Origin of the sequence: Nonomuraea africana, assembly GCF_014873535.1 — a bacterium.
In the GTDB taxonomy this organism is placed as follows: Bacteria; Actinomycetota; Actinomycetes; order Streptosporangiales; family Streptosporangiaceae; genus Nonomuraea; species Nonomuraea africana.
The window spans coordinates 5,858,834-5,872,324 of sequence record NZ_JADBEF010000001.1; the positions used below are offsets into that span (position 1 = coordinate 5,858,834).

Here is a 13,491-nt window from a genome sequence, read left to right on the forward strand (position 1 = left end):
TGGGAGTCTCGCTCAGGGGTTGTCGGAGAAACGGGCGAGGACGAGGGACTCGACGACCCCCACCACCGCGTATGCCAGGATGGACACCCCCGTGACGACCACGATGTCCGCCCACACCCGGTCGTAGCGGAAGCCGCCGATCGCCCGCAGGATCTCCGCGCCGATCCCCTCCCCCGTCGCCAGCCACTCGGCGATGAGCGCGCCGATGATCGAGGCGGGCACCGAGATCCGCGCCGAGGCGAACACGGCCGGCATGGCCGCCTTCACCTTCTAGCCCTTGCGCATCCGATAGGCGCGTTGCTGGCAGGCGCGGGAGCAGTAGTCCCTGGGCCTGCCGGTGGCGGCCGTGTCGACGGCCTTTCCGCACACCACACACCGGGTTTCATCACGCTTTTCGTCACCAATGAGTGACTCGATCCCGTCGAGCACCCGCTGCAGGCCGAACTCGAAGGGGTCGAGCGGCGCGTCGTATCCGCCCTCCCTGTAGATGCGGCTCAGCGTCGGATACCGGTCCATGTGCTGGAAGAGCGACTCGCGCGCGCCCCACCACTCCTCCTCGCTGACACCCGTCCGCCGCTCGGTCCGCGCGGTGCGCACCATCTGCTGGGCGGCGCTCTCGACGAACCCGCCGACGAGGGTGACCACGGCCACCACCTCCGCGGGCTGCAGGCCGGTCCGCGCCACCACCTCCAGCGCCCACTCGAAGCCCGCCACCGCGTTCGGCCCCGGCACCCGCCGGGAGAGCGACGCCTCGACCAGCCATGGGTGGCGCTGATAGAGCGCCAGCTCGGCGCGCGCCCACGCCTCCAGCTCGGCCCGCCAGCCGCCGGAGGGCGCCACGCCGGCGGCCGCCCGCTCGCCGATCACCTCGTCGCGCATGAGGTCGACCAGCTCCGTCTTGCCCGGCACGTGCCGGTACAGCGACATGGTGGTGAAGCCGAGCCGTTCGGCGACCCTGCGCATGGAGACCGCGGCGAGCCCTTCGGCGTCGGCCAGCTCGATCGCGGCCCGCACGATCCGCTCCAGGCTGAGGCCGCCTCTGGACCCCGACCCCCACAGCAGCTCGGTGCTGCGCTCAGGATTCGCCATCTTGACTCCCCTCTATGTCTATGCTGTATACCAGATGTGTACGCCATACACACGAGAGGATTCTCATGCTCTTCGTTGATCCGGCCGGTGACGACGCGGGCCCCGGCACGCTCGAGCGGCCGTTCGCGACACTGGAGCGGGCCAGGGCGGCGGCACGGCCGGGCACCGTGGTCAGTCTCAGGGCCGGAACCCACCGGCTCACCGAGCCGTTCCTGCTCTCGGCCGCCGACTCAGGCGTCACCTACCAGGCCTACGGCTACGGCACCGCCGCGCAGGAGCCGGTCGTGGTCAGCGGCGGCCGGCGGGTCACCAGCTGGCGCAGGGGCGACGACGGCGTCCATCGGGCCGAGGTGCCCGGTCTCGCCACCCGCCAGCTCTACGTCTCGGGACGGCGCGCCGCACGGGCGGCGATCGCCCTCGACCACCGCCTCACCAGGACCGAGAGCGGTTACGTCATCGACGACCCCGCGCCCGCCACCTGGCAGGGCGAGGTGGAGTTCGTCTACCGGGGCGTCTATCCCTGGTCCGAGGCCCGCTGCCAGGTGTCGCGGATCTCCGGCGACGAACGCTCGACCACGGTCACCATGGCGCGGCCCGCCTTCGACTGGGCCATCAGGCTCTACCACTCGATCATCTCCTGGGACGGCCCCGGCGCGGGAGAGTCGAACGGCGCCGACGCCCCGACCTCCGCCGAGAACAGCCCCGCGTTCCTCACCGAGGGCGCCTTCGCGCTGAGCGGCGCGGTCCTGCACTACCTGCCGCCGCCCGGCGAGGACCTCGACGAGGTGGTGGCGCCGGTGCTCGAGACACTGCTGCACGCCAAGGACGTGCGCGACGTCGCCCTCCGCGGCGTCACCTTCGCCGACGCGACCTGGCTGCGGCCCAGCACGCCCGAGGGGTTCCTGCACTACCACGGCAACGGCTACTACGACGGCGGCGAGCTCCAGACGGTCACCTTCGCCGAGGGCCAGGGGCAGGTCACCGTCCCTGGCGACGCCGCGACCATGCCCGGCAACGTGATCTTCGAGAACGCCTCGCGGGTCACGCTGGAGGGCTGCAGGTTCACCCGGCTGGGCGGGGTGGCGCTGGAGTTCCGCGGCGAGGGCGCGGACAACACCCTGCGCGACAGTGTGGTCGACGATGTGTCGGGCGGCGGCGTGGTCATCGGCTCGGGCGCGCTCCGCCACCGGATCGAGAACACCCACGTCCACCACATCGGGCGCGACTACCACGGCTCACCGGCCATCCTGCTGTCCGGCACCCGCGACACCGTCCTGTCTCACAACGAGATCGGCGACGTGCCGCACGCGGGCATCGTGGTCTACGAGGGGCGCGGCGCCCAGGTGCTCGACAACCTGGTGCACGACACGATGCAGGTGCTGGCCGACGGGGGCGGCATCTACGTGTCGGGCAGCCAGGGCGACTCGGCCGAGAGCGGCGCGCTGATCCGCGGCAACGTCGTCCGCGACACGATCACCCCCTACAACTTCGGCCTCTACACCGACTACGGGGCCGCGTGGGTCACCGTCCAGGGCAACGTCGTCCACCGGGCCGACGCCCCTGTGGTGCTGAACGTGTCGCCACCGCTGGAGCACGTGACCTTCACCGGCAACTTCTGGGACGCCGACCCGGGTGCGGCCCCCGAGGGCGTGACGCTCTCCGGCAACACGACGCTCCCCGAGAAGGCGTTCGACGACGATCCCGCGGTCGCCGGCATCGTGGCGAACGCGGGACTCCTGCCTGGGCCCTCGACAGCACGCGGTCGCTGACGAGGCAGAGCATGCCGTACTCCCTGGCCCTGCGGCGGGCGAAGTCGGTCAGCTCGGCGCTGACCGTTTCCCGGCCCTGGTAGCGGGTGCGAGAATCTCCCCGCCCAGTAGCGGGTGCGGGAATCGAACCCGCCTTGTGCGGCTTATGAAACCGCCGAGCACACCAGCACCCTCACCCGCCACAACGGCTCGCACGTGACGCCTTAACGTCGCGTGCGGGCCTCTTGGCGCATTCGGCTGCGGTACATGAAGAAAGCATCCCGAAACCCGCCATTCGCCGGCAACTCTATTTTTGGTGCGGCTCGTGAGCCGTTCGCCCGATATGGCAAGGTGTCGTGGTGTTCATCCGTAAGGCAACAGAGACCGACGCCGACCAGATCGGCGATGTCTTCCTCGCCGCCCGCGCTCAGATGGCGTACCTGCCCCGCCTGCACACCGACGAGGAGACCCGCTGGTGGATCTCCAACGTCGTCCTGCCCTCGCACGAGGTGTGGGTGGCGTCGCGGGGCGCTCGGGTCGCGGGGTTCGCCGCGCTGCGGGAGGAGTGGCTGGAGCACCTGTACGTGGCCCCCTCCGCCCAGGGCTCCGGGATCGGCGCCGCCCTCCTCGACCGGGCCAAACACGCCAGACCCAGGCTCGACCTGCACGTCTTCCAGGCCAACGAGGGCGCCATCCGCTTCTACGAACGCCACGGCTTCACCCTGGCCGGAACCGGCGACGACAACGAGGAATCCCTCCCCGACGCCCACTACCGTTGGGAGAGCAGCACGTAGCCTCCGTCCCTCTCCCACGAAGGGCGCGCGAGCACGGCAGGAGAGGTCACTGAGAACGATGCCCGTCCGGGCAGAAAAGGTGCGCTGTGCCGCCGTTCGGAAGCAGCACGCGGTGACGGGTCAGGAGTGACCCAGAACGTCAGCGCGTGCATCGTGCCGCCACGGGGCAGTGCCATCTGACCTCTCGCCACGGTTCGCACGCGAGCCCCTCCAGGTGCGAGGCCGGGGCACATCCTCAGCACGGACCTCCACCTCCTGCCGTATCGACGCCGGGGAACAACAGGCCGCGACCGTCAGCAGGTCGGCCCGCGCCGCAGCCCTCGTGGCGGCCGCTGTCGCGTCCTGCGCCGCAGCACGAGTGTGGCGTCCCGGACCGCAGCGACGGCGCGCGCTCAATCGCCGTCGCTGGTCGGCGGCTTGGACGGCTGCGGGCTGAGAGACGGCGCCCGGCCGGGCAGGTTGAATACGTGGTCCGGGGTCACGATGCGCGTGACGGCCTGCCCGAAGAGCGTGCCGGGCTCCTTGCCGTCGTGCACGATGTCCGTGTTGACCAGGACGACCAGCGTCGCCTGCTCCTCGGGCAGGTACACCGTCAGCGACTGGTAGCCGGGCAGTGAGCCGTTGTGCCCGATCCAGCCCTGCACGTTGAAGATGCCGAGCCCATACCCGGCACCCGGGATGGACGTCGGGACCGTCCTGAGGCGTTCGGCCTGCGTCTTGGGGGCCAGCAGGGTGCCGGTGGCGAGGACGCGGGCCCAGGTGCGCAGGTCCTGAAGGTTGGAGATCATCGCTCCCGCGGCCCAGCCCCAGGAGGGGTTCCAGTCCGTGGCGTCCTCGACCGAGCCCGAGGCGGTCTGGTTGGTGTAGCCGTTGGCGTGGGGGTTCGGGAACGTGGCGTCGGTCGGAAAGACGGTGTGGCTCAGGCCGGCCGGCTCCAGGACGTTCTTCTGGATGAAATCGTGCAGCGGCAGGCCGCCGGCCTGCTCCACCACGAGGCCCACCAGAACGATGTTGGTGTTGGAGTACTGGAACTCCTCGCCGGGCTGGAACTGCACCGGATGCTTGAAGGAGTAGGCCAGCAGCTGCTGGGGGGTGAAGGATCGTTCGGGGTCGGCGGTGAGGGCCTTGGAGAACCCTTCGTCGTCGCTGTAGTTGAACAGTCCGCTGCGCATGCCCGCGAGGTCGCGCAGGGTGATGCGGTCGCCGTTGGGTACTCCGTCGACGTACGTGGCGATCGGGTCGTCCAGGCCGACCTTTCCCTGGTCGACGAGTTGGAGCAGGGCGGTCACGGTGAAGGTCTTGGTCTCGCTGCCGATCCGCAGGTACATGTCCGGACTCATCGCGGCACCGGTCGCCTTGTCGGCGACGCCGAAGGCGCGCACGTACGCCCCCTTGCCGGGCGCCGACAGGCCCACGATGACGCCGGGCGCCTGGGTCTCGCGCATGACCTGCCGGACCGCGGTGTCGAGGCGCCCCGTGACGGCGGGGGTCAGTTCGGGGAAGTCCGTCTGCTGAGACGAGGGGAAGAACACGGAGGCTACGGAGAGCTGGGCGGGGAGAACGCTCGCGGGCGTCGTAGCGCCGGCGTTCCCGACGACCCCGGCGCACACCGGAAAGACCAGCAGACCGGCCACGGCCAACCTGACGAGGATTCCGCGCGTACGTCCCTGTGACGACCTCATGGCAGCCTCCTGCCGTACGAGGAAACACTCCTCCACCAGCCTACGGAGGCGATAAATGGCCGCTTTGGTCGACCTGGAGCAGGTCGACCAGCAGGTCACCGCTCAGCCTCCCGCCCCGGCGGTGGCGACATCAGCGTCCCTCTGGGCGCGGCGCGAGTCGGCGCCTGATCGGCGCCGAGCACCGGTGCTCGGCAGACGGACTGCCGCCGTATGTCGGCGCAGGGCCCGGCCGACGAGATCTCCGAGATGCGCGGGCTACGGCCGGAGACGTGTTTCACCACGGTGACCGACGAGGCCACCGGACTCACCCGGCTGTGCTCTGGCAGGCGCCGGCTCTACGGCTTATGGCGAGGACCGCGCGGGACGTGGGGCGGCGTCGGTTCGGGCCTCGAGGGCGTGGAGGACGGCCACCATGTCGGACCCGCCGTGTCCCAGCGCCACGGTCTCGCGGAAGAGCGCGTGGCAGACGTCCAGCAGGGGCGAGGCGAGCCTCGACTCCCTGGCCGCGTCGGCGATCAGCTGGTTGTTCATCAGGACGTCCCTGACCGCCGCCTGCACCGCGAAGTCACGGGCGAGCAGCTTGGGCGCCTTCATCCGGGAGACGCCGCTGGCCATGGGACCGGCGTCGAGGACGGCCAGGAACTGCCGCCGGTCCAGTCCGTGGCGGTCGGCGAAGTGGAACGCCTCGGTGAGCCCGGTGACCATGGTGATCAGGAAGAGGTTCACCGAGAGCTTCATCAGCAGCGCGTTCGGGACCGGGCCGCAGGTGAACGTCTCGTGGCACATCGGCAGGAGCCGCGGGCGCACCACCTCCACGGCCGCCCGCCCGCCGGCCAGCATCGCCACGAGCTGTCCCGCCTCCGCCGGCTTGCGGGAGCCGGAGACGGGGGCTTCGACGTAGCCGCCACCGGCCGCGTGGACGTCGGATTCGAGCCCGCGCGAGTAGTCGGGCGAGGTCGTCCCCATGTGGACGATCGTGTGCCCCGCGACGTTCGTCCCGAACTCCGGTGTGCCACGGCCCAGGGCGGAGTCGATGGCGGCGCCGTTTGCCAGCATGAGGACGACGACCCTGGCGCGCTTGAAGACCTCGGCGGGGCTCGCCGCCACCTTCGCGCCCGCCGCGCGCAGCGGTTCGCACCTGGCGGTGGTGCGGTTCCACACGACGAGCGCCGTCCCGGCCCGAGCGAGGTTGAGCGCCATGGGCTGCCCCATGACGCCGAGCCCGATGAAACCCATGTCCACGACGTACCACCTGGCCTTGCCTCTATGACACTTGTCATAGTAGTAGCCTCTATGACGACCGGCATAGGCCCACGAGGCGAGGACGTTGGAGGCGATGGCGGTGTCCGAACGGGGGCCGCGCGAGCGGATGGTCTTCGGCGCGGCTCAGCTCATCCGGCGGGACGGCGTGACCGCGACGGGCATGCGCGCCGTCGTCGCGCACGCCAAGGCGCCGCGGGGATCGCTCCAGCACTACTTCCCCGGCGGCAAGGAGCAGCTCGTCAACGAGGCCGTGGGCTGGGCCGGCGACTACGCGGGCAAGCGGGTCGCCCGCTTCCTCGCCGAACTGCCCGACCCCTCGCCCAGCGGACTGTTCGCCGCGATGGTGCGCCAGTGGACCGACGAGTTCCTGACGGCCGGGTTCACCTCGGGCTGCCCTGTCGCGGCGGCCACGGTGGACTGCGCCGATTCCAGCGACTCGATCAGGGCCGCTGCCGCCGCCGCCTTCGCCCGCTGGACCCGGGCGGTGGCCCAGGCGCTGAAGGGGATGGGCGTGCCGGAGGACCGGGCCGGCTCTCTCGCGACACTCATGATCAGTTCGCTGGAGGGCGCCATCCTGATCGCCAGAACCGAGCGCGACGTGCGCGCCCTGACCACCGTGGCGAGGGAGCTCGGCCCGGTCCTGGACGGCTGCGCCACAATGCCGACCTCTTGACGGCGTGCGCGTTGATCGATTAGACCTCAGGGAGCCCGTCGACCCCCCGGAGGACACCATGTCAAGCAGAGTGTTGATACGACTCGCGGTAGCCGCGGTGACGACGGGTTCGCTGGTCGCGCTCGGCGCCATGCCCGCCTCGGCGACCCCGGAGCCCGCCGCCGACAAGCCGCCGAGGACGACGAAGGGGCCGTGCGGCTACGCCACGACCCCGGACGAGCCGGCCGCCCGTAAGGTGCCGCTGCCCCCTGACCCGCGCCGCACCCCCACGCGGCAGATCTCCGCGGTTCTCAAGACCAACCACGGCGACATCGGGCTCACCCTCGACCCGGCCAAGGCGCCGTGTACGGTGCAGAGCTTCGTGCACCTGATCCGGCACAAGTTCTACGACGTCACCTCCTGCCACCGGCTGACCGCCTACGACCGGCTGAAGGTGCTGCAGTGCGGCGACCCGAGCTTCACCGGCGAGGGCGGGCCCGGCTACCGGTACAAGGACGAGCTGCCCACCGACCTGCCGCCGTGGCCGGGCGACCCCACCGGGGCGCGCAAGACGTATGCGCGCGGCGTGCTGGCCATGGCCAACGCCGGCCCGAACACCAACGGCAGCCAGTTCTTCCTGGTCTACGGCGACTCCGGGCTGCAACCCAACTACACGATCTTCGGGACGGTCGACGCCGCCGGGCTGGCCACGCTGGACCGCATCGCCGCCGGCGGCATCCAGCCCACGCCGGGCGGCCCGACGCCGCCGGTGGACGGCAAGCCCGTCCTCCCGGCCGACATCACCGACGCCCGGGTCGTCCGCTAACGCGCCCTGTCCGCCGGGAACGGCGTGACCCGTTCCCGGCGGACCAGCTAGCCGGTCAGCCGCTCGTGCAGGCGGCGTGCCGTCCGCACGAAGCCGCTCGACCCCGGCCGCGCGGCCACCTCCGCGACGGCCGGGAGGGGGCCGCGCGCCCTCGCCCAGGCGGCCGCCCGTACGGCGAAGCCGAGCGCCGCGGTGTGCACGGAGTGCGCCTGTGCCCCTGTCGAGCACCTCGCCGTCGAGCGCGGCCAGGTCGAGCCGGGCGTGGACGCCGCCGCACGCGGAGAAGGACTCCAGGCGCAGCCGCTGCCCGTCGCAGGTCACCAATCGCGGGTCCAGCCGGGCCGCGGCTGGTGGTAGCGGGTCATCGCCACGTCGGCCAGCGCCAGCAGCCCGGCCGCCGCCGGAGCCGCCTCGGTGATCAGCCCGCTGAAGAAGCGGGGATAGGTCTGGGGGCCGGACAGGGCCCGGCCGCCGGAGGTCGACAGGTCGAGCCGGGAGCCGTAAAGTGTTGAGGGCCCGGCGTAGGAGTACGCCTGCACCGCGTTCGTCATGCCGGGGACACTAGAGATCGTCACCGACAGTTCTCACTTCCAGAAGACCGCCACCGCCGCGGTCAGCATGGCCAGCACGCCCACGCTGTAGAAGACGGCCGGCCGCTTGACCCGCTGCCTGACGCCCACGATGGCCAGCACCAGCAGGACGAGGTCGAGGCCCAGCTTGAGGCCCATCTTGGGGTTGTTGACGGGCAGATCGAGCGCGTACCTGACACCGATCAGCGCGGCGCCGGTGACGGCCTGGCCGATCGCGCCGCCGATCATGTAGCTGCCGATCTCGGGTTGCTTCAGGCGCATCTGGTAGAAGAATCCGCCGACCATCGCGGCGAAACCGGCCAGGTGGAAGAAGAGCAGAAGAAGACGCAAGAAGTCCATGACCACACGGTCGGGCACCGCCGCCTCCCAGACATCCGTCAGCAGGAGACAGATGAGCTACTTCCGCCGGAGTACCCGCTGGTCCGGCGCGCGTAGTGGGAGTTGACCGCGGGCGGGCCCGTGTAGTTGGGGCCGGCCTGGTCGTCAAAGCCCAGGAAGACGTACGGCAGGCGGAGGTCGCGCCGCCCATGACAGCGGATCCGCCTTGCCCGAGCGTCGTAGCCGACCCGGCGGCGCGGAACGGCGCGACCCTGACGGTTGGTCAGGCCCTGTACAACGGCTCCTCATTGCCCGCCAGGTCCTCGATAAGCTCACCGATGAGCCGTTCCTCCATGACCGCTCGCCCGGTGGCCGCCATACGTGCCGCGAGCTCAGGTGCCCACGGGCTGCTGGCAGGACTGCCTTTCAACGCCTCGGACTCCCCCCGGCCGAGCGCCTGCTGATACGTGGTCACATCCATCCTCCATGGTGTGGCCCCGTACCTCGTCTGGGCATCCGCGGTGGTCCGCACCCCCGTCCAGTCGAAGTCGCCGCGCCACCACACCGATCCCGCGCAGGCGGCGACCAACCGGTGGCAGGCCAGCGACGGCATCCCTTCGGTGCAGATCAGAGGAGCTCCGCCCACGCCCACCGCGGCTCTCAACACCGCTGGGTTCTCACAGACGAACACTCGCGGCGAGGTCACCTGGAGCGGCATCGTCACCAGCTGGTGCAGCGTGGCCCGGAACGGCGTGGCCGCGTCCGCCGCGGCGCTCAGCCAGTCGGCCAGCGGCGAACCGGTCGCGCGTAGCCCGAGGACGAGCACCTGGCTCGCCAGGTCATCCACGATCACTCCGGCGGACTCCCACAGCCGAACCGTAGTCAACGAAGCCCACAGCAGCTACTGGGATCGCGACTCCGCCTCGCTATGGAACATGGGGCGCATCATCAGCGCGCAGACCGATCGGCTGGTCCAGCCGCCCGCTCTGAATGAGAACCCGCAGCTGCTGATGCCCGAACTCGACCCCGAGCTGGCCCTCCGAGTGAGCAGGTCTACCCCATGAACCGTGTCACCCTCGCCATTCTGCTCGTCCTTCTTATGTCGGGATGCACCATGTACGACAAGACCATTACGCAAGAACAAGCCGATGCCCGGGTGAACCAGCTAATTCGCGACACCGCCGCGGCCCTCACGCCGAGGCCGCGCCTCGAACTGATCCCATACGGGACGGGGGCCGACAACTGCCTGGCCGCTGATGCGCCAGAGGGGATGGTGTCCATCAACCGTGCGTACTGGCTGCGCGACATCCCCAAGAGCGAAAACTTGAACATCTCCCGCCAGGTGAAGGCCCACTGGCAAGCCCAAGGCCACCGGATCGTCGCGGTCGGCACCGGGAACAACCCCGACCTGAACGCAGAGTCGAACCCCGACCACTTCATTCTTGGCCTGAGCTGGGCGAAGGGCGACAACCTGTACCTCGCGTCGACCTCCACCTGTGTCTGGCCGGATGGAACCCCACCTGCCAAAACCGGCCGGTAGCCCGACCACCGAGTGCAACCGCCATCCGTCACGCCAAGATCTTTAACCTTGAATGGGCGTCTCCTTATGGCACAGGAGCCTGCCGTTCACATGGTGCCAAATCCGACGCCCGACTTGCCGAGGTCACCTGCCGCCTTCGATCTCGTTGAGTGAGCCAGCACTCTTGCTCGTCCGATCCGCTGCTCGCTGGAGACGCCACGCCCACAGTGCCTGCCACCATTCGAGCCGGTCCCTCGAATTTTGCGGAAATACCGCGTTGAGACAAGCCGCGGTGGAAGCCAGGACGACGATGATCGCAATGATGCCCCATGGAACGCCAAGCCAGGCAAGCGCGCCCAGCGGACTGGCTGTCCCCACAACACCGAGGGCAGGAGCGATGCGGCCGACACGACCTGGCGGACTGGGCCGGGCCATTAGACGATCACCGAGCCTTTGATCAGCTCATCCGTCAGCAATGAGCGGGCTTCGTGAGCGGCCCGCACATACTCCTCGTGGACAGCGATCTGCCGGTCGAGAAGGGTGAGCGCGCTCTCGATCTCTTGCTGCTCGGTGAGCGGGGGGACGGTGACTATGAGGTGGCTCAGGTCGCGCGAGTTGATTGTCGGGATAACCGTTGCCCTGGACCTGCGGTGGAGCCATTCCAAGGTGGACGGGAGATTGAGAAACCTCTTGAGGTAGCGGGCATCGACTCTTTCGGGCGCTCTGATGCGCAATCGATGGAGATTGGCTCCGAACAGCCACCCCTCGTGCTCCTGATTGACGAGCGTCGGCTGGCTCATCGCGCCTGCCCGGATGCACAGGATGTCGCCGGGGAGAAGCTGGAATCTGGCGAGCCGTTCCGCTGTTTGGTGCGTTGCCTTGTCGATGTCGTTCGCGACGATTTCGCCTTGTCGAAGGTGCCGGGGCATCACGATGGGCACCGATCCATCCGGCGTGCGCTCATCTGGACCTAGACGTGATACGGCGGGGCCAGCTTGGATCTCGCACACCTCGCCGAGGGGGACCCGGAGCCAGCCATCGGGAAGAGCCCCGAGTGACCGTCCGGCGGGCTGGGGGCGGACCGGTCGCGCGTATACGCCCTCCTGAAGTATCTCCCCGTGGAGCTGCTCAAGGCGGGCGAATGCGCTGATCGCAGATACTGGCTCCGAGTCGTCGTCTGGTTCGACGTGGTCCACATAATCGGCAGGATCCAATGAGTAGTCATTCCAGCGCAGTCTCTGGACTCCGACCGAAATGGCGAGTGCTCCACCGGGGAGCCTGCGTACTTCGCCCTCGGAGAGGTCTTGTCTGGCGCGGAAGAGCTGCGCGATCTCTGTGTCAGCGTCCGGAGACAAGATGACAGTGCCTTCTTGAGTGGCGACCATCGTCGACGCGTCGACCAAGAGCACCTGTTTCGGCGTTTCTGTGGGTCGACTCAAGAACCAGGCAATCACCGTTGTATCGGTTCCTGGGAACAGCCGAGCCGGTAGGGCAACGATCGCTTCGACCGCACCCTGCTCAACCATCTCCCGGCGAATGGCATGCTCGCGCTCGTCAGAGCTACTGCTGGCCTGATGTGGCATGAGCACAGCAGCCCTGCCTTCCGGGCTCAAGCATGTGACGGCGTACTGCAGCCAGGCATAGTTGTCGTTGTGAACGGGAGGTGGGCCGAAGAGCCAATCGCGGTCGGGCCCTGTATCCGGCCGGGCAGCTCGGCGGTTGAAGGGCGGATTCATCACTACCGCGCCGGCCCTGAACTCAGGAGGGGGCTCCATCCACGGCCGCGCACTGCTGAGGCGAAGGTCGGCATGTTGCCCATGCAGAGCCAGGTTCATCGCGGCCAGTTGCAGAGCCTCACTACTCGGACTCGTGCCGCGAACTGGCGACTCCGGCCCGAGCAGGTTGCCCACCTCGCGTAGCATCTCTCCACCACGAACCCATGGGTCGTATACCGGAAGGTCTTGCTCTCCCTCGCCAGCAGCTATGCGGACCAGCAGTGATGTCACAGCACGCGGGGTGAAGAACGCTCCGCTGTCGAAGTTCATCGCCGCTGCGTACCGCTCCCGCAGCGCTTCAAATGCACTGACGTCGGGTCGATCACAGACACCTATCAACTCGGCAAGATCCGCGGAGGGCGGCGGAGCCAGGAGCTCGAGGCGGCTTCGGACATCTGAGGGAACCCCTTGCCGCCTCAACGCCCGATCCGCGAGTTCACCAATCCTCCGGATGACCATGGTCGGCCGCAGATTTTGGGTTGGCTGCTGACTGATTGCGCGGATCTCCGGCCAGACGTCTGGCACACACGTCCGGAGATAATTCAAGATCATGACGAGGTAGAGGAGGTCCGACTCCCCGCTGGTACCGTCTCGGTACCGGCCCCGGAGAAACTCTAGGATGCTTTGGGCAGGTCGATTGTCCGGGTCGACCCGACTCTCGGGGTCGCTAGCCGGGCCTGCGCCTGCAAGGTCAGGGGCGTCGTCCGGCCGCCCCCGATAGGCGATCTCCAACTTGTGCCGAACTCGGTCACCATAGGTGACCCCGGCGACTTCGCCAGGCCACCGGCTGCTGTCCGGAATAGGCCGACGATCAAGCCAGGGAAGGATGCCACTGACGGGGAAGAACTGGCCATCTCCCAGCCGAACCGGCTGAGGGAAGTCCGCATGCCGTTTTGCCCACGTCGTAACCGTAGGTCGACGGACTCCGGCCAACTCCGCCAACTCGGCCCTGGAGACCAATCGGTCCGCTGCTGGCTTCTTCAGATCCATCCCCGCCCCTGGCTTCTCGCCTCCGCTCGACGAGTTAACAGTAGAGCTGTCACAGCCATGGTGCCAGTGCGTACTATCCAGTACGCATCTCTAGATCGGCTTAACACTGTTCGGCTTGCATCTCTGCAGCTAGGGCCTCGGTCGACAGCTTCCACCCTGATAACCCTGATAACACCCGAAGACACAAGGGAGGCCTCTCAAGGAGCACCCGCCGAGAGCAGGCGGTGACCGCCGGCTCCCAATTC

General features: G+C 68.7%; 15 protein-coding genes and 1 tRNA gene. 6 read left to right on the forward strand and 10 right to left on the reverse strand.

Annotated features, from left to right (window positions below; genetic code table 11):
• Positions 1-12: 12 nt before the first annotated feature.
• Both H4W81_RS27785 and H4W81_RS27790 read right to left on the reverse strand, forming a co-directional pair.
• Positions 13-255 (reverse strand): ABC transporter permease subunit, encoded by a 243-nt coding sequence (locus H4W81_RS27785; RefSeq protein ID WP_192777519.1) that lies wholly within the window; start codon positions 253-255, stop codon positions 13-15.
• A 15-nt stretch (positions 256-270) separates the two neighbouring features.
• Positions 271-1,089 (reverse strand): TetR/AcrR family transcriptional regulator, encoded by an 819-nt coding sequence (locus H4W81_RS27790; protein WP_192777520.1) that lies wholly within the window; start codon positions 1,087-1,089, stop codon positions 271-273.
• Between the two features lie 65 nt (positions 1,090-1,154).
• Between H4W81_RS27790 and H4W81_RS27795 the strand changes: the two genes are divergently transcribed.
• Positions 1,155-2,858, forward strand: coding sequence for a right-handed parallel beta-helix repeat-containing protein (locus tag H4W81_RS27795; protein WP_192777521.1), 1,704 nt, complete (start codon positions 1,155-1,157; stop codon positions 2,856-2,858).
• Between the two features lie 108 nt (positions 2,859-2,966).
• Here the strand turns inward: H4W81_RS27795 and H4W81_RS27800 are convergent.
• Positions 2,967-3,039 (reverse strand) — tRNA-Met (locus H4W81_RS27800).
• A gap of 157 nt (positions 3,040-3,196) precedes the next feature.
• Between H4W81_RS27800 and H4W81_RS27805 the strand changes: the two genes are divergently transcribed.
• Positions 3,197-3,631: a GNAT family N-acetyltransferase gene (locus tag H4W81_RS27805; RefSeq protein ID WP_192777522.1), complete on the forward strand. Its 435-nt coding sequence runs from the start codon at positions 3,197-3,199 to the stop codon at positions 3,629-3,631.
• 392 nt (positions 3,632-4,023) lie between these two features.
• Here H4W81_RS27805 and H4W81_RS27810 read toward each other — a convergent pair whose 3' ends face one another.
• Positions 4,024-5,313 (reverse strand): serine hydrolase domain-containing protein, encoded by a 1,290-nt coding sequence (locus H4W81_RS27810; RefSeq protein WP_192777523.1) that lies wholly within the window; start codon positions 5,311-5,313, stop codon positions 4,024-4,026.
• Between the two features lie 342 nt (positions 5,314-5,655).
• Positions 5,656-6,549, reverse strand: coding sequence for an NAD(P)-dependent oxidoreductase (locus H4W81_RS27815; RefSeq protein WP_225960241.1), 894 nt, complete (start codon positions 6,547-6,549; stop codon positions 5,656-5,658).
• A 100-nt stretch (positions 6,550-6,649) separates the two neighbouring features.
• Between H4W81_RS27815 and H4W81_RS27820 the strand changes: the two genes are divergently transcribed.
• Together H4W81_RS27820 and H4W81_RS27825 are read left to right on the forward strand one after the other, a co-directional pair.
• Positions 6,650-7,249 (forward strand): TetR/AcrR family transcriptional regulator, encoded by a 600-nt coding sequence (locus tag H4W81_RS27820; protein ID WP_192777525.1) that lies wholly within the window; start codon positions 6,650-6,652, stop codon positions 7,247-7,249.
• Positions 7,250-7,307: 58 nt separating this feature from the next.
• Positions 7,308-8,054, forward strand: coding sequence for a peptidylprolyl isomerase (locus H4W81_RS27825; protein ID WP_192777526.1), 747 nt, complete (start codon positions 7,308-7,310; stop codon positions 8,052-8,054).
• A 47-nt stretch (positions 8,055-8,101) separates the two neighbouring features.
• On the opposite strand, the gene H4W81_RS27830 is transcribed toward H4W81_RS27825, so the two are convergent.
• The 4 genes from H4W81_RS27830 to H4W81_RS27845 form a co-directional block, all read right to left on the reverse strand.
• On the reverse strand, positions 8,102-8,254 hold the full coding sequence (locus H4W81_RS27830) for a hypothetical protein (RefSeq protein WP_192777527.1): 153 nt from the start codon (positions 8,252-8,254) through the stop codon (positions 8,102-8,104).
• A 117-nt stretch (positions 8,255-8,371) separates the two neighbouring features.
• On the reverse strand, positions 8,372-8,605 hold the full coding sequence (locus H4W81_RS27835) for a hypothetical protein (protein ID WP_225958823.1): 234 nt from the start codon (positions 8,603-8,605) through the stop codon (positions 8,372-8,374).
• A 33-nt stretch (positions 8,606-8,638) separates the two neighbouring features.
• Complete coding sequence (locus H4W81_RS27840) at positions 8,639-8,983, reverse strand: hypothetical protein (RefSeq protein WP_192777528.1); 345 nt, start codon at positions 8,981-8,983, stop codon at positions 8,639-8,641.
• A 262-nt stretch (positions 8,984-9,245) separates the two neighbouring features.
• Entirely contained in the window at positions 9,246-9,809 is a 564-nt protein-coding gene (locus tag H4W81_RS27845; RefSeq protein ID WP_318781999.1) for a DUF2399 domain-containing protein, read from the reverse strand.
• An 88-nt stretch (positions 9,810-9,897) separates the two neighbouring features.
• On the opposite strand from H4W81_RS27845, the gene H4W81_RS48815 reads away from it, so the two are divergent.
• Complete coding sequence (locus tag H4W81_RS48815) at positions 9,898-10,026, forward strand: hypothetical protein (protein WP_264083189.1); 129 nt, start codon at positions 9,898-9,900, stop codon at positions 10,024-10,026.
• Complete coding sequence (locus H4W81_RS27850) at positions 10,023-10,502, forward strand: hypothetical protein (protein ID WP_192777529.1); 480 nt, start codon at positions 10,023-10,025, stop codon at positions 10,500-10,502. Before H4W81_RS48815 ends, H4W81_RS27850 begins: the two co-directional genes overlap by 4 nt.
• 413 nt (positions 10,503-10,915) lie before the next feature.
• Here H4W81_RS27850 and H4W81_RS27855 read toward each other — a convergent pair whose 3' ends face one another.
• Positions 10,916-13,246 (reverse strand): N-6 DNA methylase, encoded by a 2,331-nt coding sequence (locus H4W81_RS27855; RefSeq protein WP_318782000.1) that lies wholly within the window; start codon positions 13,244-13,246, stop codon positions 10,916-10,918.
• Positions 13,247-13,491 lie beyond the last annotated feature (245 nt).

What these genes read in the sequence shown, in the direction of transcription:
- H4W81_RS27855 (WP_318782000.1), bottom strand. Translation starts at nt 13,246, where the DNA reads ATGGATCTGAAGAAGCCAGCAGCGGACCGATTGGTCTCCAGGGCCGAG.
- H4W81_RS27840 (WP_192777528.1), bottom strand. Translation starts at nt 8,983, where the DNA reads ATGGACTTCTTGCGTCTTCTTCTGCTCTTCTTCCACCTGGCCGGTTTC.
- H4W81_RS27820 (WP_192777525.1), top strand. Translation starts at nt 6,650, where the DNA reads ATGGCGGTGTCCGAACGGGGGCCGCGCGAGCGGATGGTCTTCGGCGCG.
- H4W81_RS27815 (WP_225960241.1), bottom strand. Translation starts at nt 6,549, where the DNA reads ATGGGTTTCATCGGGCTCGGCGTCATGGGGCAGCCCATGGCGCTCAAC.
- H4W81_RS48815 (WP_264083189.1), top strand. Translation starts at nt 9,898, where the DNA reads ATGGGGCGCATCATCAGCGCGCAGACCGATCGGCTGGTCCAGCCGCCC.
- H4W81_RS27825 (WP_192777526.1), top strand. Translation starts at nt 7,308, where the DNA reads ATGTCAAGCAGAGTGTTGATACGACTCGCGGTAGCCGCGGTGACGACG.
- H4W81_RS27795 (WP_192777521.1), top strand. Translation starts at nt 1,155, where the DNA reads ATGCTCTTCGTTGATCCGGCCGGTGACGACGCGGGCCCCGGCACGCTC.
- H4W81_RS27810 (WP_192777523.1), bottom strand. Translation starts at nt 5,313, where the DNA reads ATGAGGTCGTCACAGGGACGTACGCGCGGAATCCTCGTCAGGTTGGCC.
- H4W81_RS27785 (WP_192777519.1), bottom strand. Translation starts at nt 255, where the DNA reads ATGCCGGCCGTGTTCGCCTCGGCGCGGATCTCGGTGCCCGCCTCGATC.
- H4W81_RS27850 (WP_192777529.1), top strand. Translation starts at nt 10,023, where the DNA reads ATGAACCGTGTCACCCTCGCCATTCTGCTCGTCCTTCTTATGTCGGGA.
- H4W81_RS27790 (WP_192777520.1), bottom strand. Translation starts at nt 1,089, where the DNA reads ATGGCGAATCCTGAGCGCAGCACCGAGCTGCTGTGGGGGTCGGGGTCC.
- H4W81_RS27835 (WP_225958823.1), bottom strand. Translation starts at nt 8,605, where the DNA reads ATGACGAACGCGGTGCAGGCGTACTCCTACGCCGGGCCCTCAACACTT.